The organism is Nonomuraea muscovyensis, assembly GCF_014207745.1.
GTDB lineage: Bacteria > Actinomycetota > Actinomycetes > Streptosporangiales > Streptosporangiaceae > Nonomuraea > Nonomuraea muscovyensis.
Window position 1 is genome coordinate 809333 of the sequence record NZ_JACHJB010000002.1, and the last position, 25782, is coordinate 835114.

Below are 25782 nucleotides of genomic sequence, written 5' to 3' on the forward strand. Positions count from 1 at the left end.
TAGTGTGCCGGCCGATGGGGACCGAGGACACGGATCAGCGAGTCGACTCACGTAGCAGGAGTTCGAAGGGGGCGGTGTACTCGCCGGGCTGACGCAGGGGAGCTCGAACGCGTCTGGTCACCAGCTCGACGGCCTTCGCGGCCATCCATCGGTGGTCCGGTGCCACCGTGGACAGCGAGGGCACCATGAACTTCGACTCCGGAATGTCATCGAAGCCGACGAGGCGGATGTCGTCGGGAACGCGGAGGCCGCGGTCGGCCAGACCGCGGAGGACCCCCTGGGCGACGGTGTCGGTCACCGCGACCACGCCGTCGACCTCGCGGCCGGAATCGGCCAGGCGGTGGGCCGCGGCACGCCCCTCGTCGAGGGTCATCGCGTCGAGGGTGAACAGCAGCGCCGGATCAGCGTCGAGTCCCCGTTCGGTGAGCGCGGCGAGATAGCCCCGATAGCGGCGCGTCACCACGTTGACGCCGTCGAGGGAGTTACCGGTGATGATCGCGATTCGGCGGCAGCCCCGGTCGATCAGGTGGGCGGTCGCCGCTTTCGTGCCTTCTTCGTTGGGCATGGCGACGTGGTCGAAGCGGCCGCCGAAGTCCTGCTCGCCGAGCATCACGATGGGATAGTCGGCGTCGGGAAGCCGCTGATCCTCAGTGCGGTCGAGCTCGACCGCACTGAGGATCAAACCGTCGAAGTGCAGCGTGCGCGAATGGGCGATCGCGTCGATCTCTCCGGCCGCCGCCGCGCCGGTCTGCTCGATCGCGACGTGGAAGCCGCGCTGCCTCGCCTGGTCGATCACGTGGGCGGCGAGCTGGCCGAAGTAGGGGCGGTCGATCTCGGGCACGGCCAGACCGATGACTCCGGTGCGCCCGGACTTGAGGGTCCGGGCGGAGACGTTGACGCGGTAGCCGGACTGCCGGATGGCCTCCAGCACGCGGTGGCGTACCTGGTCGCTGACCCCGGGACGGTTGTTGATCACGTTGGAGACCGTCATCTTCGACACCCCGGCCAGCCGGGCGACGTCGCTCATGGTCACCATGCGCGCCCCACGTTCTGTCGTCAGGTTGGATCCGCGTGACCGCGCCTGACCTGGGCCGCCGTCCGCGTCAAGCCTATCGCGGCTCATCGGTGGCGATCACTGCCGTGACGAGCGGCCAGGACGGAGCGTCGAGATCGACACCGCCGTGGGGACCGACGTCCATGGTGATGTGCTCGTGCGACGTCATGCGAGGCGTCCTTGCACGGTGACGAAGGAGTGGGCGGGCAGGTGCACCCGCAGCCCCGCGGCCGTGGCCGTGACCTGCTGATGGGTGCGCGGGGCGACCGCGTCCGGCGTCTCGGGGGTGTTGTGGGCCTGCGGCCTGTCGGCGGTGAGGATCCGGGCGTGGACGTCGGTCACGGCGCCGCCGCGCAGGTCCAGCTCGACGTCGACAGCTTCGCCCGCGTCCAGGTTGGACATCGACACGAGCACACGGCCGTCCTTACGGCTCGCCGACACCGACACGGTCCTGAGCGTCGCCGTCCCGACCTCGCGGCCGGGGACGCCCGAGGGGATGTCGACCCGCAGCGAGGCCGCGTCCTGGTGTGCCTTGTTCATCTCGAACACGTGGTAGGTGGGCGTGAGCACGAGTGCGCCGGAGTCGGGGTCGGTGAGGATCATGGCCTGGAGCACGTTCACCGTCTGGGCGATGTTGGCCATCACCAGGCGGCCGGCGTGGCGGTGGAAGATGTCGAAGTGCAGGCCGGCCACCAGCGCGTCGCGGAGGGTGTTCTGCTGGTAGAGGAAGCCGGGGTTCGTGCCCGGCTCGACGTTCCACCAGGTGCCCCACTCGTCCAGCACCAGGCCCACGTTCCTGCCCGGGTCGTAGCAGTCCATGACGGTGGAGTGGCCGGTGAGCAGTTCGTCGACGCGCGCGGCCTGGACCATCGTGCGGTAGTAGTCGTCGGTGTCGAACACCGTGGCGTCGCCCTTGTCGTCCCAGGTGCCCGGGATCGTGTAGTAGTGCAGCGAGAGCGCCTGGTAGAACGGCTGAGGCCGGTACGCGCATCCCAGGTCGCCCAGCGTCTTCATGAGCGTCTCGGTCCAGGCGTAGTCGTCGGAGTTCGCCCCGGCGGCGACGCGGTACAGCCGGTTGCCGCCGTGGTCGCGGCAGTACGTGCCGTACCGGCGCGCCTCGGCGGCGTACTGCTGGGCGGTCATGTGGCCGCCACAGCCCCACGCCTCGTTGCCCAGCCCCCAAAAACGCACCCGCCAGGGCTCGTCGCGCCCGTTGGCCTTGCGCAGGCGCACCATCGGCGAGTCGCCCTCGCGGGTGAGGTACTCGACCCAGTCGCTCATCTCCTGGACCGTGCCCGAACCGACGTTGCCGCTGATGTAGGGCTCGGCGCCGAGCAACTCGCACAGGGCCATGAACTCGTGGGTGCCGAAGTGGTTGTTCTCCTCGACGTTGCCCCAGTGCGTGTTGACCATGACGGGACGCTGGTCCTTCGGACCGATGCCGTCCTTCCAGTGGTACTCGTCGGCGAAGCAGCCGCCCGGCCAGCGCAGGTTCGGGATGTTCAGGGCGCGCAGCGCGTCCACCACGTCCAGCCGGATCCCACCGGCGTTCGGCAGGTCGCTGTCCTCGCCCACATAGAACCCGCCGTAGATGCATCGGCCCAGATGCTCGGCGAAATGACCGTAGACGTGCCGGCTGATCACCGGGCCCTTGACATCGAGGTTGATGATGGCGGGCACGACGATGTGGTTCATCTGCGAATACCTTGCTCTTGATGAAATGACTCTTACGACGGACAGCAGGCAGCCGACGACGTCGTGGCGGAGCAGAGCCCCGAGCGCGCACGCGCCGGGTCGGCGGCGGCGAGGAGCCGGCTTTCCAGTCGCCGTCGCACAGATCTGTCCCTTCAGACCCAGGGAACCGATGAAGGAGCGCTGCGCCTCCTGCGAACTTCTGCCATGGACTGGAAGGTGACCGGCTGCTGGGGCTTGGTGGCAACCAGGGAGGAGTGACTTATCTCACTTTATCGGTACACGCACCGATAAAGTGAGGCAACTTTATCGATACATCAGAGCCTGTCAACCCCTCACCGGCTCGCCCGTGGCCTCCGCACCCGGGCCGATCTCTGCGGGGGCCGGGGCCGGTCGGCCTGGTGAGGCCGGCGTGCTCAGCCGGGCTGCCCGACGGCATAGGGACCCGGTAAGGATCGACGAGCTCCTCGGCGCTGCGCTCCGGCTGGACGGGCGCGGGGACCACACGAACCGTAGGGACGGACGTGCAGCCAGAACAGGGAGGTCAGGCCGCGCCGGTCGACCGGGTTGAGCAGAGCGGCCCACTCGGGTTCGGCGAGGACCTCCGGGAGGCGGCCAGAGCGGGCGATCTGCTCATCAGAGAGACACTCCAAGGGCATGGCCCAGGGGGAGAAGCCCTGGCGGACCGCCAGGGCTTCTCCTTCCGTCACGCCGGCTGACCGGCGAGCTTGTCCTTCCCCGCCGCCGCGTCGGCGTCCTGGCGGGGCTGGGCGCCGGCGTCGGGGCGGCCGCGCAGGCGTTCCTTGGCCCGCTCCACCATCGTGTAAAGCGTCGGGACCAGGACCAGGGTCAGCAGGGTCGAGGTGATCAGGCCGCCGATGACCACGATGGCCAGCGGCTGCGAGATGAACCCGCCCGACCCCGTCACGCCCAGCGCCATCGGTGTCAGAGCGCAGATCGTGGCGATCGCGGTCATCAGGATGGGCCGCAGCCTGCGCCGGCCCCCCTCGATCACCGCCTCCACGATGCCCATGCCCTGGTCGCGGTACTGGTTGATGAGGTCGATCAGCACGATCGCGTTGGTCACCACGATGCCGATGAGCATCAGCATGCCGATCAGCGCCGGCACGCCCATGGCCGTGCCCGTCGCCAGCAGCAGCCCGACCGCGCCCGTGGCCGCGAACGGGATCGACACCAGCAGGATCAGCGGCTGCACGAAGCTGCGGAACGTCGCCACCATGATCATGAAGACGATGGCGATGGCCGCCAGCATGGCCAGGCCCAGGTCGGCGAACGCCTCCTGCTGGTCGGCCGACGCGCCGCCGATCGTGTAGCTGGCGCCTGCCGACAGCTCCAGCCCGTCGAGGCGCTGCGTCAGCGTCTGGGTGACGCTGCCCAGGTCGCTGGCGGTGACCTTGGCCGTCACCGTGGCGGAGCGGGCGCCGTCGACGCGCGTCACCTGCGTCGGCCCCGCCACCTCGTCGACGTCGGCCACCGACGACAGCTTCACCAGGCCCGTCGCGGTCTGCAGCCGCAGGTCCTCGATCTCCTCCACGTCCGCAGGCGCGTCGCCGATCCGCATCACCAGGTCGCTGGCGCGCCCGTCCAGGGTGAGCTGGCCGAGCGGCGCGCCGCGGAAGGCCTGCGCCACCGACTGGCCGACCTGCGCCTCGGTCAGGCCCTTGGCCGCCGCCTTCTCCCGGTCGACGCGCACCTCGATACGGGGCGCGCTCGCCTCCAGGTTGGAGGTCACGTCGCGCAGCCCGGACACCTGGCCCATCTCGCCCTTGACCGCGTCGGCGGCAGCCTGCAGCGACGTGGCGTCGGGGGCCTGCACGACCACCTCGACGGAGTCGGAGGAGAACCCGCCTCCGCCGCCGGCCGCGCCGACGCGTACCTCGCCGACGCCGGACAGGCCGTCCAGCCGCTCGCGCAGCGCCTGCTCCACCCGCGGCGTGTCGGCACCCTCCTTGATCGTCACCGAGTAGGAGGCCCGGTCCGCGCCGCCGCCGCCACCGAAACCGCCCTGCAGCGCGTTGCCGCCGCCGACGGTCACCTGGTAGGACTCGACGTCGTCCATGCCGGCCAGCACGTCCTCGACCTTCTTGGCCGCCGCGTCGGTCGTGGCCAGGTCGGTGCCGGCCGGCATGCGCTGGTTGACCGAGACCGTGTCCTGGCCGGAGGAGTCGAGGAAGTTCGTCTCCAGGCGGCCGGCCAGGCCCATCGTCCCGGCGAACACCACCAGGCCGATCACCAGCGTGACCACCTTGAAGCGGGTGGCGAAGCGCAGCACCGGCAGGTAGGCGCGCTGCAGGGGGCTGCGCAGCTCCTTGGCCTCGGCCTGCTCGCGCTGGGCGCGCGCCTGCTCCGGCGTAAGGTCCGGCGCCTTCAGGAACCAGTACGCCAGCACCGGCACCACGGTCAGCGACACCACCAGCGACGCCAGCAGGGCCACCGCCACCGTGATGGCGAAGGGCCCGAACAGCTCGCCCACCATGCCGCCGACCACGGCGATCGGCGCGAACACCGCCACGGTCGTCAACGTCGAGGCCGTCACGGCGCCCGACACCTCGCGCACGGCCGACAGGATCGCCGTCAGCTTGGCCTCGCCGTAGCCGAGGTGGCGTTTGATGTTCTCCAGCACCACGATCGAGTCGTCGACCACCCGGCCGACGGCGATCGTCATGGCGCCGAGGGTCAGCATGTTCAGCGAGTAGTCGCCCGCCCACAGCGCGATCAGCGCGATGACGACCGACAGCGGGATCGACACGGCGGTCACGATGGTCGAGCGCACCGACAGCAGGAACACCAGGATGACCAGCACCGCGAACGCCAGCCCCAGCAGGCCCTCGGTGGTGAGGTTCTCGATCGACTCCTCCACGTACGGGGCCTGGTCGAAGACGACCTCGATCGCCGTGTCGGAGGAGTCGCCGAGCGCTCTGGTCAGGTCGGGCAGCTTCTCGCGCACGGCGTGCGAGATCGTCACGGCGTTGCCGTCGGGCTCCATCGTCACCGACACGCCGAGGCTGGTCTTGCCGTCGGTACGGGTGATGGACGTGGCCTCGGCCAGGCCGCGCTCGACCGTGGCGACGTCACCGAGCTGGACGGGCTTCGGCGCGGTGGCCGGCGCCTGACCGGTCGGCGGCTGGCCGCCCTGCGCCTGGCCGGGCGGCTGCTGCCGTCCCTGCGGCTGGCCCTGGGCCTGAGGCTGGGCCTGGGGCTGGGCGGGCGTCAGGTAGAGGTCCTTCAGCTTGGCGACCGTGTCGACGCGCGTGCCGACCTGCACGGTCAGCGACTTGCCGTCGTCGGTCAGCGCGCCCGCCGGCACCGGCGTGCCGTTGGCCCGCAGCACGTCGGGGATCTGCGTGGGCGACACACCCGCCTTGACCATCTTCCCGAGGTCCGGCGTGATCGTCACGACCTCGTCGCGGGTGCCCGTGACCGTCGCCTCGCGCACGCCCTCGACGCCCTGCAACTCCGGCAGCATGATCTGGCGCAGCTTGTCGGCCATCGCCCGCGGGTCGCCGCCGTCGCCGACGGCCAGCACCATCACGGGGATGTCGTCGGTGTTGCCCGCGGCGACCTGCGGCTCCACGCCGTCGGGCAGCGGGACGCGGGTCAGCGCCTGCTGCATCTTGTTCAGCGACGACTCGACGTCCGTGCCGAACGCGAAGGCGACCTGGATCTGCGCCAGGCCCTCCTTCGAGGTGGACGTCATCCCCTCCATGCCGGCGAGCCCCTGGAACGCGTCCTCCAGCGGCTTGGTGACCTGGTCCTCCACGATCTCCGGGGAGGCGCCCGGGTAGGAGGCCACGACGAACGCGCCGGGGAAGGCCAGCGAGGGCAGCAACTGCTGTTTCAGCTGCGGGATCGTGAACGCGCCGAACGCGCTGAGCACGAGCGCCACCAGGATGACAAGACTGCGGTTGGCAAGGCTCAACCGGGCTAATGCGGTCATGAGGTCCCCTCCGAGAATTCGCCTCAGCCTAACACTTCGCCTTTAACGAATATTTAGGACAACCCGACCTTCCTGATAAGATTCTCAGGCGACGAGAGGTGAGTGTGATCGACGAGCGCGAAGACCTGATCCGACGAGTGACCGAGGCCCAGCGCGGACTGGGGCGGGCCTTCGCCCATCTGCGGTCACCGCTGTTCACCTCCAACCTGACGATGCGGCAGCTCAAGGTGGTCCTGCTGCTGTCGCTCAAGGGGTCCGTGTCGGGCCAGGACCTCGCCCACGACCTCGGCGTCGGCCTGGGCACGGTCACCGGCATCGTCGACCGCCTCGTCTCGCACGGCCTGGTCAGCCGGCACGAGGACCCCAACGACCGCCGCGTCCGCCGCGTCGAGCTGACCCCCGCCGGCACCCGGCTCATCGAGGAGATCAACGACGCGGGCCTCCAGCACTTCCGCCGGATCATGGAGCACCTCGACCTCGACACCCTGCGCGCCCTCGACCACGTCACCCGCCGCCTGCGCGAGGTCGCCGAGGAGCTCCACTCCCCCGACGCCTCCCACACGTGACCCGGCCGAGCGCCTTTACAAAGTAGATTCGGTACGGTCCGGCGCGGCGGGCCAGTGTTCCAGCGCGACGTGCAGGGCGTCGATCGCCCGTTCCCAGGACGCGCCGACGTCGCGGGGGTGGCCGAACCCGCCGATGGCCTCCAGGCTGGCGTAGCCGTGGAAGGTGCCGCGCAGCAGCCGCACCGCGTCGGTCAGGTCCGGCTCCTCCAGGCGGTAGCCGCTCAGCATCGCGTACGTCAGCTCGATCATCTCCCGGCCCCTGCGCAGGTCGTCGGCCGGAGCCGGGTCGCGGGGATCGGCGCACAGGGCCGCCACCACGTCCGGGTCGAGCTGGATCTGGGTGGCGGCGTAGCGGCCCGGGTGCTCGCGGGCGAAGGCGCGGTAGGCACGGGCGAAGGCGACCAGCGCCTCCTTGCCCGCCCGCCCGGCGAGCACCGGGCCGGTGCGGTCGGCGAACTCGCGCGCGGCCTGCAGCGCGACCCTGGTGCGCAGCTCGTTGAGGTTCTTGACGTGGGAGTACAGGCTCGCGTCCTTGACCCCGAACCGGCGCGCCAGCGCCGACACCGTCACGTTCTCGAAGCCGACCTCGTCGGCCAGATCCGCCGCCGCCCGCGTCAGCCGGCCCGCCGTCAGCCCCGCCCGCGCCATGCCGCCCCCTCACCCTGAAGACCCCTCAAGACCCCGGGAGAGACCCGGGGACCCCTGCGCCCTGGAGCACCCGGGAGACAGGCATGCTACTCCCGGGCGAGCGCCGACAGGACCTGCGGCAGGTCGCCATCGTGCAGCACGGCCAGCCGCCTGGTCGCCCGCGTGATCGCCACATACAGGTCCTGCCCGCCCATCGGCGAGCCGGCCAGGATGCCCGCCGGGTCCACCACCACCACCGCGTCGAACTCCAGCCCCTTGGCCTGCGTCACCGTCAGCGCCACCACCGGCGCCTCCAGGTCGTCGGCCGGGAACAGCGCCGCCACCTGCCGGTGCCGCGCACCGGAGGCGATCACCCCCACCCGGCCGTCTGCGACGGCTGCCGACTCCTCCGCCACCAGGTCGGGCAGCCGCTCGACGCCGCCGCGCACGGCCCGCGGCGGCGTGCCCTCCTCGCGTACGGACTCCGGCGGCTCCTGGCCGGGGGCGACCGCGCGCAGCACGTCGGCCGCCACCCGCATGATCTCCGCCGGCGTGCGGTAGTTGACCAGCAGCCGTTCCTCCCGCCAGCGGCCCGCCAGGTGGGGGTCCAGCACCTGCGCCCACGACCGGGCGCCCGCCGCCGAGCCGGTCTGCGCGATGTCGCCCACCACCGTCAGCGACTTGGCCGGGACCCGGCGCATGACCATCCGCCAGGCCATCGCCGACAGTTCCTGCGCCTCGTCCACGATCACGTGCCCGTAGGCCCACGTGCGGTCGGCCGCCGCGCGTTCCGCGGTGCTCAGCCCGTCGCCGGGGTCGGCGTGCCGCTCGGCCAGCACGTCGGCCCGCTGGAAGACGCCCTCCTCCTGCAGGCCGGTCGTCACCAGCACCTCCCGCGCGTAGCGCTCCTGCTCCTCCTCCGCCTCGCTCTCGCGGGCCGCGGCGCGCCGGGCGGAGTCGTCCTCGCCGAGCAGCTCGGCCGCCTCGTCCAGCAGCGGGACGTCGCCCACCGTCCACGGCGCGCCCGCCGGGCGGACCAGTGCGGCCCAGTCGAGCCCGTCGGGAGCGACCGCGCGCAGCGTGGCGGGGGACGACAGCAGCTCACCGACGAGCCGCTGGGGGGTCAGCTCCGGCCACAGCTCGTCGACGGCACGCCGGACCGGCTCCAGCGACCACAGCCGCCGGCTCGCCAGTTCGAGGTCCACCTCGTCGAGGTCGTCCTCCAGGTCGAGGGGCCCGGCCAGCTCCGGGTCCTCGAGTTCGAGCTCGGCCAGGCGCAGCGACTCCTCGACGGCGCGCGCCTCGGCCCGCGCCAGGTCCTTCAGCAACTCGGTCACGAACAGTTTGCGCGCCATGTTGTGCGGCAGCCGTACGGCCCGTGCCCGCTCGCGCAGCCGCGCGCACACCTCGTGTGGCACCCGCATCGTCAGACCGTCGGCCGCCACGAGCAGGTCGCCCTCGGGCAGCCGCTGCCGTTCGCGCACCGCGGCGGCGACGACGTCGGCCATCCGGGCGTCGCCCTTCACCTGCGCGGCGCGCGGCCCGTCCACCGCCGTGGCGCGCACGCCCGGGAACAGCTCCCCGAGCGTCGCCATCACCACCTGGGTCTCCCCCAGCGCCGGCAGCACGTGACCGATGTAGCGCAGGAACATCGCGTTCGGCCCGATCACGAGCACGCCACGCCGTTCCAGGGTGTCGCGGTGGGTGTAGAGGAGGAAGGCGGCGCGGTGCAGCGCGGCGACCGTCTTGCCGGTGCCCGGCCCGCCCTGTACGACCAGCGCCCCCTGCAGCGAGGAACGGATCACCCGGTCCTGCTCGGTCTGGATGGTGGCCACCACGTCGCCCATCCGCCCGGTGCGGCCGCGCCGCAGCGCGGCCAGCAGCGCCGCCTCCCCGACGAGGGTACGGCGGTCGCCCTCGTCCATCCGGTCCAGATCGAACACCTCGTCGTCCAGCGCGATGACCCTGCGCTCCTTCAGGTGCAGGTGGCGGCGGCGCAGCAGCCCATCGGGCGCGCCGGCCGTGGCCACGTAGAAGGGGCGCGCGGCGGGGGCGCGCCAGTCGACGAGCACCGACTCGTGCTCGTCGTCACGCAGCCCGATCCGGCCGACGTAGGTGGTGCGGCCGCTCGTGTCGTCGGTGCGGCCGAAGCACAGGCCGCGTTCGACGGCGTGCAGCCGGGCCAGCCGGCGGGCCTGCTCGGCCGCGGTCACCTCGCGTTCGACCCGGGCCTGCCGGGTGCCCAGCTCGCCGCCGCTCCCGTGCGCGGCGCGCAGGGCGGCCTCGGCGCGTGCCCGGGCGAGGTCGAGCCTGGCGTACAGCGCTGAGACAGTACGCTGCTCGCTGTCAAGGGCCTCGGCGCGTACGTCTTGACGATTTGCCATCGGCTGCTATACTCCTAACGGGAGAGTTGTAGTAGCTGACTTCGCATGTCGAGCTGATGATCTTATCCCGTCGGCGTGTTCCGAGCAAGACGCTCCGCGCCCTTTGCCTCCTTTCTCGCGTCCCGTCGGCCAGCACCATCTCGACCGCGCGCAGGCGGTCGATGGTCACGCCGTGCCCGCGTACCAGCCAGCCGATGCCGCCGGAGGTGGCCAGCCCGAGCAACGCGCCGGCGCCGTACAGCTGGTCCTCCCCCACCCAGACGACTCCGGGCCGCACCGGAACGAACGGACTGCTGCTCGTGGAGGACGGCCGCGTCAAACGCGTACCGACAGCGCTTCATGGGATGGATCTGGTGCAGGAGATCAGCCGCCTGCTTCGGGCCGAGAACGTCACGATGACAAAGCTCGGCACGGACCTGATCCTCTGGCATGTCGCGGGCGGCGGCCGGGTCGTGGAAGTTGGACAGCGGGCCGGACAGGACGCGCAGGACGACGCCGCGGGCCTGGCACCAGTTGCGGACGGAGTGGATGTCGACCAGGTCGCGGCAGAGCCGGAACAGCTCCGACACGGTGAGGGTGTCGCCAGGGTGGGCCTTGGCGGCGATCTTGCCGAATGCGGGGCGGTACAGGGCGCGAACGGTGGGGAGCCCCGTTCTATCGATAGGAGCCTGTCGGGAAACCGTCTAATCCCGACACTCCGGCGGTGCGGCCACTGGACCGGACGTACCCGGCGGCTGGAGGCACGTTCGGAGCGGAAGGCCGACACGATCCGGTCTCGACCATGTGCTGGCGGGGTTCTGATTTGTACCGTCGAGGTGTGCGCGGCTCTGCCGAGGACCAGGGCCCAGTTCGGGGAGCCTATCCGCTGTGATCGTGCATCTGTGAGGGTGTGGTCTCCATGTCCGGGGAAGCCGAGATGACCGTTAGCGAGGCCATCGTGCCCGCAGCCGAGGAGGAGCAGCCGGCCGGGCAGGTGGCTGAGCCGGACGTCAATTTGGTGGCGGTGTTCGCCAAGGCCAAGCGTTTGAACGGTACGTGGCCGCTGTTCGCGCGGGGGCTGGATCCGGCAGTCGAGACGGCGTGGTTGCGGAGCCGGTACCGGATGGTGGCGGTCTGTGCTGCTCGCCGGTCGGTGCACCGAGGGAACATTGAGGCTGTCCTGGCAGGGGTGGGGTTGCTGGCGATGTGCTTCGGTGGTCTCGCTGTCTTGATAGGGCTCTTCTGGACTGACTGGTGGGACCTCGTCAGGATGGTCGTCGCCATCGGGTTGTTCATCCCGGTCGTGGTGTGGGGGGAGAAAAGACGCGACGGTGGCCGGTTCCTTGGCGGCCTGACTGACGCACTGATCACCGCCGTGGCCGTTGGCTGCTTCCCGGCGGCGCTGTATGTCCGGTACGCCGATGGCCCGGCGTGGGTCGTGGATCTGAAGCAGGAATGGTGGATGTCCGCGGTCCAGGGCATCGGCACGTTCGCCGTGACGATCCTGATCGCGACGCTGCCGGTGATGGCGGTGAACTGGCTGGCCGACCGTGGGGGGCGCACTCCTCCGACCGAGGTGCTGTTCGAGCAGCTGACCATGATCCTCACCCATCTTGAGCCCGGCCGGCGGGGGCAGCTGGCCCCCGAGGCGCGGCGGGAGATCCTGGCCGCGTTGGGCAAGACGGCGTCCGTGCTTCGCACTGGGATGCCCGCGGCAGCGCTCGGCGGCACCCAACTGACACGAGCGGTCGTCCGCGCCCGCGCGGTCGAGGCGTCCCACGCGATCACCGATCTCCAGTTGTGGATCGCCCTGCCGTCCACGACCAGCCATGAGGACTTCCGGGCCCGGATCTGTGACCTACTCCGCACGGTCCTGACCGGCGAATACGACAAGCTCCCGGTCCGGGAGACCACTCCGGAGACCGTACGCAGGGCCTGGCACGCTCGTGTCCTGGACGGCACCCGGACCCTGGTCATCGCGGCCTTGCCGTTAACCGCGCTGTTCATCACCCACCGGCTGGGCCTGACCCTGCCAGCGCCCTACGACGCCGGCGCCTCGATCGTCGCCTCGGCGTGGGCAATCATCCTGGTCCTGGGCTGGCTGGACCCGAACTTCTCCACACACCTGTCCGCCGCCCGGGACATGACCGCCCTCAACCCGTTCTCCCGCGGCTCCAACAATAACCAGGGCGGGTGAACCAGCTGGGCATCTGTGCTTGCTACAGCCTGCTCACCGACGGCCGCGGCGACCACCCAGAGATGTGCCGCGACGAGTGGCACGCACGGTTCCGAGGGGCCCCGGTGCAGTAACGCACCGGGGCTACCCGGCGATCTGACCGCTCCTGCCGCGCCGGCGACGGCCGACGAGCCCCACACCGAGCAGGAGCCGGAACACGATGACCAGCATGCCCCCACCTCAGCGCGCTTGTTCACCCCTCCCAGAGTCGGCAAGAGGTGGTCCTGGGCGTCGACATGCACAACCGGGTCAAGAACCGTTCGCTGGCCCGCGCCGTCTCGGGTACGGCCTGGCGGGAGTTCCACTCGATGCTGGAGTACAAGGCGGCCTGGTACGGCCGCACGCTGGTGGCGGTGGACCGCTGGTTCCCCTCCTCCAAGCTGTGCTCGGCCTGCGGAACCATGCGAGCCGAGATGCCGCTGAACGTCCGCGCATGGACCTGCGACTGCGGCCAGGTGCACGACCGGGACGTCAACGCGGCACGCAACGTGCTCGCCGCCGGGCTGGCGGAGAGCTGAAACGCCTGTGGAGCTGGTGTGAGACCTCAACGAGAGTCCTCTTGGGCGGGCGACCGCGGTGAAGCATGAAGCCAACCGGCGACGGTGGGAATCCCCTCCCGTCAAGGGGGGAGGAGGTCAAGACCGGTCCGCGACGGCCTCGCGGACCGCGGGGACGATCTCCCGCGCCCAGCGTCCGATCGCGATGTCGGCGGTCGCGTCGTCGGCCGGGAAGTGGACGAAGCCGGACGCGCCGTGGTCGAGCACCGCGGCCGTCAGCTCCTCGGCCCACTGCTCGACGGAGCCACCGATCCAGCGGCCGTCGCGGTCGCGGGGCGCGGCGAGCGGGGCGGAGGTGATGACGCCGGGCAGGTTGTAGATCGTGGCGATCTCCCGGGGGTCGCGGCCGGCGTCGGCGGCCGCCTGGTCGATGACGGGGCGCGAGGTCCGGTAGCGGGGGCTCAGCCAGTCGGCGGCGTGGCCGGGGATCCAGCCGTCGGCCAGCCTGCCGGTGACCTCCAGCGACTTCGGCCCGACCGAGCCGGTCCACACGGGCGGGGCCGGGATGGGCGCCGGTTCAAGGCCGGTGACCTGGTAGAACTCGCCGTCGAAGGTCACGGGGTCACCGCCGCCGCACAGCGCCCGCACCAGGGTGATGGCCTCGCCCAGTGCCCGGACCGCCGCGCCCGGCCCGAGGCGGGGCACGCCCAGCCTGGCGATCTCGTCCCACAGGCCGCCCGCGCCGAGCCCCAGCACGACGCGGCCGCCCGACAGGGCCGACAACGAGGTGATCGTCCGCGCCAGCATCGGCGCGGGACGGCTCGGGAGGTTGGTGACGTTCACCAGCCCCGCGATCCGCGCGGTGCCACCGAGCGCCGTCCCCACGATGGAGTAGGCGTCCAACCGGCCGCCGACGTAGGGATGGTCGGAGACCGTGAACAGGTCCAGCCCGTCGCGGTCCGCCTGGGCCGCGTGGCGAAGGGTCTCCCGCGCCGCGCCGACCGCGGTCGAGAGCCCGGCGCCGAACCAGGTCTTCCGTTCCGGCATTGTCATGTCGCTCTCCGTTTCCTGAGTAGTTCGTACGGCGAACCATGCCTGGTAGGCTGGTCGGATGGGCAAGACCGAGGAGCACCTGGGGATCGTGACCGCGCTGGTGCGGTCATCCTTCCTGGTCAACGCCGTCTACGCCGAGGCGGCCCGCGAGTACGGGCTGACTCCCCAGCAGGGGCAGCTGCTCTGCGTGCTGATGGGGCGGCCGTACCGGATGCGCGAGCTCGGCGAGATGCTGCGGCTGGCCAAGTCCAGCCTCACCGAGCTGGTGGACCGTACCGCCCAGCGCGGCCTGGTACGACGCGAGCCGGACCCGACGGACGGGCGCGCGGTGCGGGTCACGCTCACCGAACGGGGCGCCGAGCTGGCCGAGGTGTTCTACACCGGGACCTGCGAGCGGATCGACGAGCTTCCGTCAGGTCTCGACGGCGCCGACCGCGCCGCGCTCGCCGAGTTGCTCAGCCGGGTGGTGCGGGACAACACCGTACCGATGATCTTCCTGGACTCGGCCGGGTCAGGCGTCCACGGGCACGCCGCCGGCGACGCCGAAGAGTGCGGCGAACCGGCTGGTGAACAGGTCTGAGCCCTTGTACTCCGCCACCGCCTGCGGGGGCAGGACGATGGGTCCGTCCGGGGACGGGAGCTGGCCCACCCCGCCCTCGGGCCCGAGCGGGAGCAGCACGAAGGGCACGGCCGACGGCCGGTAGACGGCGGTGGGCTGCTCGCCGCGCGCGTGGGCGATGATGTTCGCGGCCACGATCTCGGCGTGCTGCATGGCGTTCCCGGCCATTTTGGCCTCCGCGACGTCGGTGATGTCGCCGATCGCGTAGATGTGAAGGTGGCCCTCGACGTTGAGCGTCTCGGAGACCCGGATACGCCCTTCCGGCGTGCGCGCGGAGGCCAGGTCGGCATCGAGGTAACCGGTGTCGACGCTGACGCCGTGGGCGCGGAACCAGATGTCGGCGGAGATCTCCCCGCCGGTGGCCGGAACGGTGAACGACCCGGCCCGGCCGGGCTCGGTCGGCGGCCGCGCCCCGAGCGTGGTGCCGAGCCGCACGTCCACGCCGAGCGCGTCGAGCTGGCGGCGCAGATCTTCGCGCAGCTCGGGCTGGAAGCCGGGCAGCAGCTCCGCGACCGGGTCCACCACGGTGACGTGCTTGCCCGGCCAGACCGCTTTGATCTCGCCGGACAGCTCCAGGCCGACCGGCCCCGCGCCGACGATCAGCACCCGGGCGGCGCCCGCCAGTTCGAGGTGTGTGGCCAGCAGCCGGTCCCGCGCCTCGCTCGACAGGTCGGTGTCGAACTTGAACGGGAAGGGGTAACCGGATCCGGTGGCCAGCACGAGATAGTCGGCCTCGACCCGTTCGCCGGAGGCCAGGACGACGCCGGCCGAGTCGACCGATACCGCGCGCTCGCGGACGACCCGGCCGCGCTCGAGCAGCCGGTCGTAGGGGAAGAACAGATTGTCCGCCCAGTCCGGCCGGGCCAGCGCGCGCAGCGACACGGCGTTCTGTACGAAGGCGTCCTTGGGCTCGACGAGAACGACGTCCGTGTCCTGGTCCAGCGCCTTGGCGGCGGCGGCGCCGCCGTACCCGCCACCGATGATCGCGACCGTGGGACCCATGATGCTCACTCTCCAAACTTGTTCGGGATACGAACCATATTAGTTCGCATCCCGAACTGCAACCCGGGCGCCCTTGAGCAACCGAGGTTGACTGGGCCCCAAGTAGTCAACTAAGGTTGCTTGTATGGCCGGTGTTGATATTTCCGCTCCCCAAGATCCCGCTGACGCGCTCGCGGCCGTGGCGGCGTTGCGACGCCTGGCCGACCAGATCGAGGACGCCGCCGTCGAGCAGGCGATGCGCGACGGCTGGACCTGGCCCCAGGTCGCCGAGGCGCTCGGAGTCACCCGCCAGGCAGTCCACAAGAAACACGCCAAGCGGCTCATCGCCGCAGGGGTCAAGCTGAGGAGACGCGACGAATGACCAGCTTCGACAGATACCTTCAAAGGATCATCGATCGGGGGTCCCGCGAGGCTCACGAGGACGGGTCGGCGGCGATCGAAGCGCACCATCTGCTGCTGGCGATCGCCGCCGAGGTCGAGCCCGCCACCGGAGAGCTCCTCTCCTCTGCCGGGCTCGACCGGCAGGCGGTCCGCGCGGCGCTGGACCGGGAGTTCGAGCACAGCCTGAGCGCGGCCGGGGTGTCCGCCGGCGCCTTCGACCTGCCCCGCCCGAGCCCGGCCGCCAAGCCCCCGACCCAGCTCGCGGCGTCGTCCAAGCTGGCGCTGGAGCGGATGGCGAGGGCGTTCCGCAAGAAGGACCTGCGGCCGGCGCACCTCCTGCTCGGCATCCTGCAGGCCGAGGCCGGCACCGTGCCGCGGGCGCTCGCCCTGGCCGGCGTCGACCGCGGCGACCTGACCGTGCGCGTACGGCACCTCATCGCCTCCGAAGGCGCGTGACCGGACGGCCCGGCCGGGCAGGTCCCAGACGACGGTGGCCGCGGCGGCCACCGTCCGCGTAGTGACCGTCCGCGTCGTGACCGTCCACGCCGTCAGCACCCGCGCCGTCGAGCCGTCCGGGACGCGTTCCGGCTGCCGGACCTGGCGGGGCCGGCGCGTCTGGATGCCCGGTATCGTCGCCGGCAGCGAGGGGCCTGGACACCCGCCTGGGTCCACGCCTGAGAGAAAAGTCCGCGACGACCGGTTCCTTTCCCGGCGCGCCGCCGTCATACGGGCACAACACCGCGTACCCCGACGAGCGGCTCAAGGCACTGGACCGGCTGGTGGGCACCGGACGGTGAGCGGGCGGCACCGGTGGCGGCTACGACTCGCTGATGACCCGGATCGGCTGACCGGCTGTCGCGGTGGGCCGGGCGGCACACGGCCGTCGCCCCACCGTCGCCCGGCGCCTCAGCGCGGCGCGTCACGCAGGGCCGTGACGATCCTGCGCACGTCGGCGTCGGTCGTGCGCCAGTTGCTGAACGCCGCGCGCAGCGCGGGCACCCCGTCGTACACGGTGGGCGTGACGAACACCTCGCGTGACAGCCGGCCGGCCAGCTCCGCGAGACGGTCGGCCGTGGGGTCGCCGGCGAGGGTGAAGCAGACGACGTTCAGCCGCACCGGCGCGAGCAGGCGCAGGCCGGGCAGCTCCTCGATGGCCTCGCCGAGCGCGCGGGCGCAGGCGACGCAGCGTTCGACGATCTCGCGGTGGCCGTCACGCCCGTACGCGTACAGCGTGAACCAGGCGGCGAGGGCGCGCAGGCGGTGGGAGTTCTCCGGAGTGAGATGGACCGTGTCGGGAGTGTCGCCGAGTGGGCCGAGGTAGGCGGCCGAGTTCTGGAAGACGGCCGCCTGCAGGTCACGGCGGCGGGTGAACTGCACGGCGCTGTCGTAGGGCACGTTCAGCCACTTGTGCAGGTCGACGCAGAGGGAGTCGGCCAGGTCGAGCCCGGCGACCAGGTGGGCGTGCTCCGGCGACAGGGCGGCGAAGGCGCCGAACGCCGCGTCCACGTGCAGCCAGAAGCCGTACCGTTCGCGCAGCGCGGCGATGGCCTTCAGGTCGTCGAAGTCGACGGTGTTCACGGTGCCGGCGTTGGCCACCACGACGCACGGCCCGTCCGCCTCCCGCAGCGCCGCCTCCAGCGCGGCCGGGTCCACCGCCTCCCGGCCGGGCAGCAGCGGCACCCTCACCAGTGCCCGCCGGCCGAGCCCGAGCATGGACAGCGCCTTGGCCACGCTGGAGTGCGGGCTGCCGGACAGCACCCGCACCCGCCCCAGCGGGCCCGTCCCGTCCTCGGCCGGTGAGACGCCGAGCCGCTCCCCCAGCCATTCGCGGGCGACGGCCAGGCCGACTGTGTTGGACATGGTCGCGCCGCTGACGAACGTCCCGTGGTGCTCGACGGACAGCCCGAACAGCTCGCGCAGCCAGCCGAGCGTCTCGCGTTCGAGCTCCTGTCCCGCGCCGTCGAGGGAGGAGTTGGAGTTCTGGTCCCAGGCGCCGGTCAGCCAGTCGCCGACCAGCGCCGCCGGGGTCACGCCGCCCGTCACGAACCCGAGGTAGCGGGGGCCCGCGCTGCTCGACAGCCGGGGTTCCCAGCGCCGGGCGAACTCCTCCAGCGCCGCGCGCGCCCCCGCTCCGCCTGCAGGCAGCGCGGCGGGCGCGGGGAGCGGGGACGGCGGCGGCGGGACGACCTCGCGCTCGCCGACGGCCTTGAGCAGGGCCGCGGCGTGCGCCTGGACGTGCTCCAGCAGGCCGGGCAACTCGTCACGGTCGGCGGCAAGTCCCCTGAACACGGCGTTCTCCGTTCTCCTCCGGCACGTGCGGCGCGGATGGGCACGACAGTACGCCGGGACGCCCGCGCCCGCTCCGGCGGGCGGGGGCACCCGCTCCGGCGGCACGAGCGGCCGGAACTCACCGCACGGAACTCACCGCACCGCCCGGCGCTCGGGCCGCAGGCTGGTGAGCGTGACGGTGGCCAGGACCGCGACGATGACGCCGAGCGAGGCGAGCGTGGGGATCTCCGGCACCCACGCCCACAGGCCGTGCGCCCAGTGCAGGATCAGCTTGACCCCGATGAACGCCAGGATGACGGCCAGCCCGTGGTTGAGGTGCCGCAGCTTGGTCAGTGCGCCCTTCAGCACGAAGTACAGCGCGCGCAGGCCCAGCAGCGCGAAGGCGTTGGTGGCGAAGACGAGGAACGGGTCCTCGGTCACCCCGTACACGGCGGGCACCGAGTCGACGGCGAAGACGATGTCGGTGGCGAACACCGCCACGACGGCCGGCGCCAGCGGCGTGACGGCCAGGCGGCCGCCCTCTCGCACCACCACCCGGAAGCCGCGGTAGTCGCCGGTCACCGGGACGAAGCGGCGCAGCAGCCGGACGCTGCGCATGGAGTCGATGTCGACCTCCTGCTCGCCGCCCTTGACCGCCTCCCTGAGCACCTTGGCCGCGGTCACGACGAGGATGGCACCGAACAGCAGGAACGCCCACGTCCCGCTCTGCAGCGCCGCCGCCCCCAGCGCGATGAACACCACCCGGAGCACGAGCGCCCCGATGATCCCGTACAGCAGGACCCGCTGTGCCAGCTCGGCCGGCACCGCGAACGCCGTCAGCAGCAGCATGAACACGAACAGGTTGTCCACCGACAGCGACTTCTCCACCACGTATCCGGTGAAGAACTCCACCGCCACGGTGGTGCCGAACGCGCTCCACAGGTAGGCGCCGAACGCGAGCGGCAGCACCAGGTAGAACACCGACCAGGCCACGGCCTCGCGCATGTGCACCTCGTGCGGGCGCCGGGTCAGCACGATGTCGATCGCCAGCAGCAGGAGCAGGGCGGCGACGGTGACCGTCCACAGACCGGTCGATGCGACGGTGTCCGGACCGGACGCAGCCAGAACTGTCCCCAGGGGCATGAAACCTCCTCGAACGTACGCAGCCGTTCGAGGTCTCCTTCGCCCGGGGTCATGGGCGGCCGCCCGGGGGCGCATCGGTGCGCCCGTACTGACCGGATCGGCACTTGGGAAGTACTCCCCTCGCTCGCCCCAGGGTAGGCGAAACCGGACGGATACTCCACCCGGCTTGAAAGAATATGTAGATCGGTCTACTTTGTGAGCCATGGGACAGAAAGGCACCGAGACGCGGGACCGGCTGCTCGACGCGACGCAGGAGCTGATCGAGACCGGAGGCTACCTCGGCGCCGGGCTCAACCAGGTGATCGCCGCCAGCGGCGCGCCGCGCGGCTCGCTCTACTTCCACTTCCCCGACGGCAAGGACCAGCTGGTCGGCGAGTCCGTACGGCGGGCCGGCCAGGCGATCGGGGCCGCCATGGAGGACCTGGCCGGCTCCGGCGGGTCCACGACGGAGTTCGTCGAGGGCGTGCTGCGCCACCTGGGCGACCGGCTGGAGGAGTCGGGCTGGCGCAAGGGCTGTCCGGTGGCCACGGTGGCGCTGGAGATGGCCGCCACCAGCGATCCGCTGCAGAAGGCCTGCTCGGAGGTCTACACCGGGTGGGAGGCGGCCCTGCGCACGCGACTGGCGGACCGGCCGGATGCCGACGACCTCGCGATGACGATCCTCGCCCTCGTCGAGGGCGCCCTCCTGCTGGCCAGGACGCACCGCAGCAGGGAGCCGCTGAACAGGGTGGCCCGCCAGATCGCGGCCCTGCTGCGCTGACCCGGGACACGGAACACGGGCCCGCCGCAACCGGCGGGCCTTTTGCGCACCAGAAAATATGTAGACCGATCTATTTTAGGAGCCTCATGGACGCGATCGTCTTCGGCGCGACCGGTTTCATCGGCCGTTCCCTGGTCGCCGAGCTGCTCGCCCGCGGGCAGCGGGTCGCGGCGGCCGTACGCAACGACACACTCACCCCCTGGCTGACCTCCGAGGGCGTCGACACCGGCGGCCTGACCGTCGTCACCGCCGACATCACCCGCCCCCTCTCGGGACTGCCCGAGGCGCGCGACGTCTACAACACCGCCGCCCGCTTCGCGTTCGGCCTCGGCGTGCCGGAGGCGCGGGCGACGAACGTGACAGGGGCGCTCCACGTGCTCGAATGGGCCGCCACGCTGCCCCGGCTGCGGCGGCTCGTGCACATCAGCGGCTACCGGGTGAGCGGGGCCGGCTCCGAGCCCGACTACGCCGCGCTGGGAGCCTACGAGGCGTCGAAGATCGAGGGCGACCAGGCGGTGCGGGCCCGGGCCCGCGAACTGGAGGTCCCGCTGACCGTCGCCAACCCCAGCACCGTGATCGGGCCGGGCCAGTACATCGGCCTGGCCGCCATGGTCGACGACCTGTGGAACGGGCGGCTGCCCGCTCTCCCCGGCGGCCCCGACGTCTTCCTGCCGATCGTCACGCTCGACTACGTCGCCCGCTTCCTCGCCGAGATCCCCGCCTCGCCCGAGGGCGAGCACTACTGGGTGCTCGACGACACCACTCCCCTCCTGCCCGAGCTGATCGGCACGATCGCCGCGCACCTGGGCGTGCGGGCGCCCCGCCGTACCGTTCCCGTCGGCCTGGTCCGGCGCCTGCCCCGCAGGATCACCGGCGCGGACCCCGAGACGCTGTCGTTCCTGTCGGCCGACCGCTACCCGACGGAGGCCGCCCGCGCCTTCGCCGCGACCGCCGGACTGGAGATGCCCCCGGCCGTCGACGCCCTGCGCGCCTGGGCCGACGACCTGGTGGCCTCCCGGTTCGGCGCCGCGTCAGCCTGGCTGCGACCGTACGGCTTCCGCGCCGTGGCGGGCAGCCGGACCTGGGTGGCCGGAGAACGGCACCACCCGGCCCACGTCCTGCTGCACGGGCTGCCCATGAACGCCGACCTGTGGGCGCCTGTCACCCCGCACCTCCCCGGTCCGGTCCTGGCCCCCGACCTGCCCGGCCTGGGCCGCTCGGCCGCCACCGACCGGCCGGTGGACGCCTGGCTGGCCGACCTGCTGGGCCCCGTGCGGACCCGCCCGGTGCTGGTCGCGCACTCGCTGGCCTGCGGGCCCGCCCTCCGCTTCGCCGTCGAGCATCCGGAACGCGTCAGCCGGCTGGTCCTCGTCTCCCCGGCGTTCCTGCAGGCCCCGGGTCCGTGGCTGAACCGCTCGCGCCTGGCCGTACCGATGCTGCGCCGCATGTCCGCCGCCCGCCTGGCCGGGACGCTGCACCTTCCGGAGGGGCCGGAGGTGGCGAGCGCCGCAGCCGACCTGCGCCGTCCCGGGGTGGCCGGCCGGGTGATCACGGCGTTGCGCGCGGCGTTCGCCGACCGCGGGCGGTCGCGGGCGCTGCTGGACCGGGTGCAGGTCCCCGTCGAGATCATCACCGGCTCGGCCGACCCCCTGGTGGTGGACGTCGGCCACCCGGTGGCGGAGATCGCCGGGGCCGGGCACCACCCGCAGCTCACCCATCCGGCCGAGGTCGCCCACCTGATCAGCGGATGACGCCGCCGCCGGATCAGAACGCCCCGGGAGGGCCGGGGAGGACGATCCCGAAGAAGTCCTGCGCGGTGTAGGTGGCGACCTTGCGTGCCTGGCCGGTCCTGACATCGACGGCGTAGGCCGTCATCGTCCGGTACGGCGGGTCGTTCCGCTCCTCGGGCCCCGGCGCGTCCACCCGTGCGGGCACCGGCGGGCAGGTGGCGGGCATGACCAGGGCCGTCACCTCGTCGGCGGTGCGCCAGGTGCGCAACGAGATGTGGTGGCCGGCCCCGGGCAGACCGCGTACCGCGATCTTCCGCAGTACCTTGCCGGTCCGCGCGTCGAGGCGGACGAGATCACCCCCGCGGGTGCAGGCTTCCTCGACCGGCACCGCCACGACGCTCTCCCCGTCGGGGGCGAGCGGGCTGAACAGGTAGTTCCGGGGCAGCTTCACGCTGGTGGCGTTGCCCGCCGTGGAGGCCGTCCACAGTCTCGACATCGTCCGCAGCCGCGCGCTGGGCGCGTACCGCGCCAGCGTGATCGTCTCGCCGTCGGGCGAGAGGCCGATGGGGTTCCAGCCGTTCGGCAGCGAGCGGACCATGCGCTCGCGCATGTCGACGAGCATGGCCGGGTCCTTCAGCTCCGGGTTCTTGGTGAAGGCCAGGAAACGGCCGTCCGCGGACAGCAGCAGGTGGGAGACGCTGCCCAGCCACGCCTGCGGGATCTTGTTCGGCGCCGCCCGCCGTTTGCCTGAGGCCAGGTCGTGGACCACGAACGTGCTCTCCCGGGCGCCGTAGTAGGCGATCTTGCGACCGTCCTGGCTGATGGCCAGGGGGCTGTCCCGCAGACCCGTACCCCGGTAGGCGTTCAGGCTGGGTAGCGCCTGCGCCACGTGGTACGTCCGGCCGGACCGGGTGACCACCCGCCAGCCGCCCTCCCTGCAGCCCTCCGGGGCCTCGCCCTTGTCCGGCCGGCAGAACGTCCGGTAGGCGTGGCTCAGCGGGCCCACCCCGCGAGCCGGGAGATCGGTGACCGTCCCGGGGGCGGTGGCGGGGTCCGGCTCGGCCGGCAGCAATCGTACGGCGGCCGTCGCGCCGAGCCCGGTGACGACCACCAGGGCAGCCGCGGCGAGCGAGACGACCGTCCGCCGCCTGCGCTCGTGGATCACGATGGTGCGCTCGGCCAGGTCCACGCGAGGGGCGTCGTCGGCCACCTCGTGCAACGTCTCCTTCAGCCACGTCATCGGTGTGCCTCCTGAATGTCGTCCAGTGCGGTGAACCTCGGCGCCAGCTCGGGCGCGAGGACCCGTAAGCGGGCCAGCGCGTGATGGGCCTGGCTCTTCACCGTCCCGATCGAGCAGTTGAGCAGCTCGGCGGTCTCGCGTTCGGTGCGGTCCTCGTAGAAACGCAACACGATCACCGCCCGCTGCCGCGGCGGCAGCCGCATGAGCGCCTGGCGCATGACGAGCCGTACCACCGTGGCGTCCTCGCTCGAGTAGCTCCGCTCGGGCGGTGCGGCGCTCGGCAGCTCGGCGCCGCCCCGCAGCCGCCGCCGCCACGAGATGTGCTGGTTCAGCAACGCCTTGCGCGCGTACGCCTCCGGGTTGTCGATGCGCGAGAGCCTGCTCCAGCGGCCGAGCACCTTGAGCAGGACGGCCTGCAGCAGGTCCTCGGCACGGTGCGCGTCCCCCGCGAGCAGGTACGCCGTGCGCATCAGCGACTGTTGATGCGCGGCGACGAACTCGCGGAAGCTTTCATTGCGATCCAACGTGACTCCTCTCGCCCGTTACCGACGCCGGCGAGGAGCCGAAAGGTTGGGCGGAGCCCAGGAGAACCCCACCCGCCGTCACCGCCGACGCCGGGAACGCTGCGCCGCCGTGTCGTCCTGCCGTGTTGCGGCCGTATCCCGTGTCGGGTCCACGCGCTCGAGCCTGGTCCAGCCGGTCCAGCCTCGCTCCTTCAGCAGTTCGATCAGCCGGCGGGCCGGCGGCGCGGTGTCGAACGCCAGTGTGTCCATCAGCGTGACGAACGGTGGCTCGATGTCGGCGTCGTCGAGGTAGTCCTCGCCCCGTTCGTCGGCCGTGCGCGTGATGTAGGCGGCCATCCTGTCGGCCAGCTCGACCAGCCGTGGGTCGTCGGCGGTCCAGCCGAGAGCCTGGCTCAGGGTGAGATAGAAGTCGATGAGCGCCGCGTCGGCGAGCTGCTCGCCCTTGCGCGCCGTCCACTCCGGGACTCGCTCAGGTGCGTGCGCGGCCACCAGGATCCAGCCGTCGCGTTCGACCTCGACGATCCGCTGGTCGACCCCGAGCGCCCGAAGCCGGTCGAGCAGCTCGGCCACCTCCGGGGGCAGAGCCAGGTTGTCGCCGGAGGCGAGCCGGGCGATCCGCTCCCGGTGCCGCTGCCGCTCCCGGATCTCCGCCCGCAGCCGCCTGTCGATGTCCGCGACCGCCGCGGCGAACTCCTCCTCGCCGGCCTGGAGCAGCTCTCCCACCCGCGCCAGCGGGACCCCGGCCTCGGCGAGGGTTCGGATCCTGATCAGCTCGACCACGGCGCCGGCGTCGTATCTCCGGTAGCCGCAGTGGTCCCGCTCCGGCTCCGGCAGCAGTCCCTTGGCGTGATAGTGCCTCACCGCGCGCACCGTCACTCCCGCGTACGACGCCAGCTCGCCGATGGTCAGCATCGAACCGGTCTCCTAGGGTGTGTTCAAGTGGTCGGCCTGGTCGGCTGGGCCGTGTGCGCCCCGGATGATCTGAGCGATTTCCGGGGCGTGGGTGAAGACCAGCCGGTGGTCGGTGTCGAGCCAGGACGTGGAGACGCGTGGCTGCTCGCGGACGAGCCGCTCGACGCCGGCACGCCAGTTCTGATTGCGTCCGGGCGCACGCCCTTCGCCGCTGTCACCGGCCATCGAGGTCGACATGATCATGATGATGGGCCGGTCGATCTTCCTGTACCGGTCGAGGATTCCGGACCGAACCACATCGATCTCGAGGTTCAGATCGAGAATCTCCTGGGCGGTCAGCAACACCTGACGCGCGGTGCCCCGCTCGGCCTCGTTCCGCGTCGCCAGCTCCTCCCACATCGCGCGGAACTCCGGCAGGTCGGCCGCGGTGATGAACGGTTCGGGCACCGGGTTCGCCCCGTCGATGAGAACGAGCTCGGCGACGGTGTCAGGATGCTCGGAGGCATAGTGCACGGCCAGGTCCGCGCCCAGCGAGTAGCCCACCAGCACGGGCGCCGCGGGCAGGTCGAGGCGTCCCAGCTCCGCCAGCACGGCGACGAGATCGCTGAGGAACGCCTCGAAGGAGTACCGGTCGGCGGCCGAGGCGAGGCCGTGGCCCCTGAGGTCGAAGGTCACCACGTCGTGGTCGCGCCGCAGCAGCTCGGTCAGCTCGCGCAGGCCGGCCTGTGTCGAGTTCAGCCCGGGGCACAGGACCAGCGGTCGTCCCCGGCCGCCGCGAGAGACCGGGATCGTGACACCGTCGTGGTGGATGGTGAAGTGCCGCATCGTCCTGTCGCCTCTCTCGGCCCGCTGCCTGTCGCCGTCGTGGTCGCCGTACGGCTCGCGCGGTCCGGCGTCCTCGATCGCACGGGATTTCGTGGTCATGTCCTCCATGCTGAGAGGTTGCCCCTGCGTCAGGTCAAACCGTCGCGGCGACATGACCTCCGCAGACCCGCGGCCACCGACCCCCTGCCTCCGCACCGCCCGCTTCGACCGTCGTACGAGCCCGCCGAGTACCTGGACGCGATCCGGAATACGGCCCCTTGGTCCCGCATTCCTGCCGCCCCTCCTGGGCATGAGATTCTGATACTTCATGAATTTCGTGAAATCAGTGTAGT

The 25782-nt window shown here is 71.6% G+C and carries 21 protein-coding genes and 1 pseudogene; 8 read left to right on the forward strand and 14 right to left on the reverse strand.

Features of this window, described 5'->3' with window-relative positions; translation table 11 throughout:
* Positions 1-34: 34 nt before the first annotated feature.
* The 3 genes from FHU36_RS20315 to FHU36_RS20325 form a co-directional block, all read right to left on the reverse strand.
* Positions 35-1027, reverse strand: a complete 993-nt coding sequence (locus FHU36_RS20315) for a LacI family DNA-binding transcriptional regulator (protein ID WP_185085523.1) — start codon at positions 1025-1027, stop codon at positions 35-37.
* A gap of 192 nt (positions 1028-1219) precedes the next feature.
* Positions 1220-2749, reverse strand: a complete 1530-nt coding sequence (locus tag FHU36_RS20320) for an alpha-N-arabinofuranosidase (protein WP_185085524.1) — start codon at positions 2747-2749, stop codon at positions 1220-1222.
* A gap of 703 nt (positions 2750-3452) precedes the next feature.
* Entirely contained in the window at positions 3453-6704 is a 3252-nt protein-coding gene (locus FHU36_RS20325; protein WP_185085525.1) for an efflux RND transporter permease subunit, read from the reverse strand.
* Positions 6705-6802: 98 nt separating this feature from the next.
* Between FHU36_RS20325 and FHU36_RS20330 the strand changes: the two genes are divergently transcribed.
* A complete protein-coding gene (locus FHU36_RS20330) occupies positions 6803-7270 on the forward strand; it encodes a MarR family winged helix-turn-helix transcriptional regulator (protein ID WP_185085526.1) in 468 nt (155 codons plus the stop codon).
* A gap of 15 nt (positions 7271-7285) precedes the next feature.
* Here the strand turns inward: FHU36_RS20330 and FHU36_RS20335 are convergent, their stop codons facing one another.
* From FHU36_RS20335 to FHU36_RS46855, 3 genes are all read right to left on the reverse strand, one after another.
* Positions 7286-7918, reverse strand: coding sequence for a TetR/AcrR family transcriptional regulator (locus FHU36_RS20335; protein ID WP_185085527.1), 633 nt, complete (start codon positions 7916-7918; stop codon positions 7286-7288).
* 86 nt (positions 7919-8004) lie between these two features.
* Entirely contained in the window at positions 8005-10281 is a 2277-nt protein-coding gene (locus FHU36_RS20340; protein WP_185085528.1) for a HelD family protein, read from the reverse strand.
* Between the two features lie 62 nt (positions 10282-10343).
* Positions 10344-10943 (reverse strand): recombinase family protein, encoded by a 600-nt coding sequence (locus FHU36_RS46855; RefSeq protein WP_376774171.1) that lies wholly within the window; start codon positions 10941-10943, stop codon positions 10344-10346.
* A 236-nt stretch (positions 10944-11179) separates the two neighbouring features.
* Here FHU36_RS46855 and FHU36_RS20350 point away from each other — a divergent pair, with 236 nt between their 5' ends.
* Together FHU36_RS20350 and FHU36_RS20355 are read left to right on the forward strand one after the other, a co-directional pair.
* Entirely contained in the window at positions 11180-12457 is a 1278-nt protein-coding gene (locus tag FHU36_RS20350) for a hypothetical protein (protein WP_185085529.1), read from the forward strand.
* A gap of 281 nt (positions 12458-12738) precedes the next feature.
* A pseudogene (locus FHU36_RS20355) lies at positions 12739-13014 on the forward strand (zinc ribbon domain-containing protein); the annotation flags it as partial.
* A 117-nt stretch (positions 13015-13131) separates the two neighbouring features.
* Here the strand turns inward: FHU36_RS20355 and FHU36_RS20360 are convergent.
* Positions 13132-14046 carry an LLM class flavin-dependent oxidoreductase gene (locus FHU36_RS20360; RefSeq protein ID WP_185085531.1) on the reverse strand — a complete coding sequence of 305 codons (915 nt, stop codon included), beginning with the start codon at positions 14044-14046 and terminating at the stop codon, positions 13132-13134.
* 58 nt (positions 14047-14104) lie between these two features.
* On the opposite strand from FHU36_RS20360, the gene FHU36_RS20365 reads away from it, so the two are divergent.
* Positions 14105-14626 carry a MarR family winged helix-turn-helix transcriptional regulator gene (locus FHU36_RS20365; RefSeq protein ID WP_185085532.1) on the forward strand — a complete coding sequence of 174 codons (522 nt, stop codon included), beginning with the start codon at positions 14105-14107 and terminating at the stop codon, positions 14624-14626.
* Here FHU36_RS20365 and FHU36_RS20370 read toward each other — a convergent pair.
* Positions 14558-15667, reverse strand: a complete 1110-nt coding sequence (locus FHU36_RS20370) for an NAD(P)/FAD-dependent oxidoreductase (RefSeq protein WP_185085533.1) — start codon at positions 15665-15667, stop codon at positions 14558-14560. The genes FHU36_RS20365 and FHU36_RS20370 overlap by 69 nt on opposite strands.
* 124 nt (positions 15668-15791) lie before the next feature.
* On the opposite strand from FHU36_RS20370, the gene FHU36_RS20375 reads away from it, so the two are divergent.
* Together FHU36_RS20375 and FHU36_RS20380 are read left to right on the forward strand one after the other, a co-directional pair.
* Complete coding sequence (locus tag FHU36_RS20375; RefSeq protein WP_185085534.1) at positions 15792-16028, forward strand: hypothetical protein; 237 nt, start codon at positions 15792-15794, stop codon at positions 16026-16028.
* A complete protein-coding gene (locus FHU36_RS20380) occupies positions 16025-16504 on the forward strand; it encodes a Clp protease N-terminal domain-containing protein (protein ID WP_185085535.1) in 480 nt (159 codons plus the stop codon). Before FHU36_RS20375 ends, FHU36_RS20380 begins: the two co-directional genes overlap by 4 nt.
* A 450-nt stretch (positions 16505-16954) precedes the next feature.
* Here the strand turns inward: FHU36_RS20380 and FHU36_RS20385 are convergent, their stop codons facing one another.
* Both FHU36_RS20385 and FHU36_RS20390 read right to left on the reverse strand, forming a co-directional pair.
* A complete protein-coding gene (locus tag FHU36_RS20385; protein WP_185085536.1) occupies positions 16955-18337 on the reverse strand; it encodes a pyridoxal phosphate-dependent decarboxylase family protein in 1383 nt (460 codons plus the stop codon).
* Between the two features lie 132 nt (positions 18338-18469).
* On the reverse strand, positions 18470-19459 hold the full coding sequence (locus FHU36_RS20390) for a TerC/Alx family metal homeostasis membrane protein (RefSeq protein WP_185085537.1): 990 nt from the start codon (positions 19457-19459) through the stop codon (positions 18470-18472).
* 202 nt (positions 19460-19661) lie between these two features.
* Here FHU36_RS20390 and FHU36_RS20395 point away from each other — a divergent pair, with 202 nt between their 5' ends.
* Both FHU36_RS20395 and FHU36_RS20400 read left to right on the forward strand, forming a co-directional pair.
* The gene (locus FHU36_RS20395; protein WP_185085538.1) at positions 19662-20219 is read left to right on the forward strand and encodes a TetR/AcrR family transcriptional regulator; all 558 of its coding nucleotides are present in this window, start codon (positions 19662-19664) and stop codon (positions 20217-20219) included.
* Positions 20220-20305: 86 nt separating this feature from the next.
* Entirely contained in the window at positions 20306-21970 is a 1665-nt protein-coding gene (locus FHU36_RS20400) for an alpha/beta fold hydrolase (RefSeq protein WP_185085539.1), read from the forward strand.
* A gap of 13 nt (positions 21971-21983) precedes the next feature.
* On the opposite strand, the gene FHU36_RS20405 is transcribed toward FHU36_RS20400, so the two are convergent.
* From FHU36_RS20405 to FHU36_RS20420, 4 genes are all read right to left on the reverse strand, one after another.
* Complete coding sequence (locus FHU36_RS20405; protein WP_185085540.1) at positions 21984-23189, reverse strand: TolB-like translocation protein; 1206 nt, start codon at positions 23187-23189, stop codon at positions 21984-21986.
* Positions 23186-23713: a SigE family RNA polymerase sigma factor gene (locus tag FHU36_RS20410; protein WP_185085541.1), complete on the reverse strand. Its 528-nt coding sequence runs from the start codon at positions 23711-23713 to the stop codon at positions 23186-23188. Before FHU36_RS20410 ends, FHU36_RS20405 begins: the two co-directional genes overlap by 4 nt.
* 78 nt (positions 23714-23791) lie before the next feature.
* Positions 23792-24625 carry a MerR family transcriptional regulator gene (locus FHU36_RS20415; RefSeq protein ID WP_185085542.1) on the reverse strand — a complete coding sequence of 278 codons (834 nt, stop codon included), beginning with the start codon at positions 24623-24625 and terminating at the stop codon, positions 23792-23794.
* A gap of 12 nt (positions 24626-24637) precedes the next feature.
* Positions 24638-25549: an alpha/beta fold hydrolase gene (locus FHU36_RS20420; protein ID WP_185085543.1), complete on the reverse strand. Its 912-nt coding sequence runs from the start codon at positions 25547-25549 to the stop codon at positions 24638-24640.
* Positions 25550-25782: the final 233 nt, after the last annotated feature.

Excerpts from the sequence above, each read along its gene's own strand:
- FHU36_RS20360 (WP_185085531.1), bottom strand. The coding sequence starts at position 14,046 with ATGACAATGCCGGAACGGAAGACCTGGTTCGGCGCCGGGCTCTCGACC.
- FHU36_RS20395 (WP_185085538.1), top strand. The coding sequence starts at position 19,662 with ATGGGACAGAAAGGCACCGAGACGCGGGACCGGCTGCTCGACGCGACG.
- FHU36_RS20350 (WP_185085529.1), top strand. The coding sequence starts at position 11,180 with ATGTCCGGGGAAGCCGAGATGACCGTTAGCGAGGCCATCGTGCCCGCA.
- FHU36_RS20400 (WP_185085539.1), top strand. The coding sequence starts at position 20,306 with ATGGACGCGATCGTCTTCGGCGCGACCGGTTTCATCGGCCGTTCCCTG.
- FHU36_RS20375 (WP_185085534.1), top strand. The coding sequence starts at position 15,792 with ATGGCCGGTGTTGATATTTCCGCTCCCCAAGATCCCGCTGACGCGCTC.
- FHU36_RS20315 (WP_185085523.1), bottom strand. The coding sequence starts at position 1,027 with ATGAGCGACGTCGCCCGGCTGGCCGGGGTGTCGAAGATGACGGTCTCC.
- FHU36_RS20405 (WP_185085540.1), bottom strand. The coding sequence starts at position 23,189 with ATGACGTGGCTGAAGGAGACGTTGCACGAGGTGGCCGACGACGCCCCT.
- FHU36_RS20415 (WP_185085542.1), bottom strand. The coding sequence starts at position 24,625 with ATGCTGACCATCGGCGAGCTGGCGTCGTACGCGGGAGTGACGGTGCGC.
- FHU36_RS20320 (WP_185085524.1), bottom strand. The coding sequence starts at position 2,749 with ATGAACCACATCGTCGTGCCCGCCATCATCAACCTCGATGTCAAGGGC.
- FHU36_RS20370 (WP_185085533.1), bottom strand. The coding sequence starts at position 15,667 with ATGGGTCCCACGGTCGCGATCATCGGTGGCGGGTACGGCGGCGCCGCC.
- FHU36_RS20365 (WP_185085532.1), top strand. The coding sequence starts at position 14,105 with ATGGGCAAGACCGAGGAGCACCTGGGGATCGTGACCGCGCTGGTGCGG.
- FHU36_RS20420 (WP_185085543.1), bottom strand. The coding sequence starts at position 25,549 with ATGACCACGAAATCCCGTGCGATCGAGGACGCCGGACCGCGCGAGCCG.
- FHU36_RS20325 (WP_185085525.1), bottom strand. The coding sequence starts at position 6,704 with ATGACCGCATTAGCCCGGTTGAGCCTTGCCAACCGCAGTCTTGTCATC.
- FHU36_RS20340 (WP_185085528.1), bottom strand. The coding sequence starts at position 10,281 with ATGGCAAATCGTCAAGACGTACGCGCCGAGGCCCTTGACAGCGAGCAG.
- FHU36_RS20335 (WP_185085527.1), bottom strand. The coding sequence starts at position 7,918 with ATGGCGCGGGCGGGGCTGACGGCGGGCCGGCTGACGCGGGCGGCGGCG.
- FHU36_RS20380 (WP_185085535.1), top strand. The coding sequence starts at position 16,025 with ATGACCAGCTTCGACAGATACCTTCAAAGGATCATCGATCGGGGGTCC.
- FHU36_RS20390 (WP_185085537.1), bottom strand. The coding sequence starts at position 19,459 with ATGCCCCTGGGGACAGTTCTGGCTGCGTCCGGTCCGGACACCGTCGCA.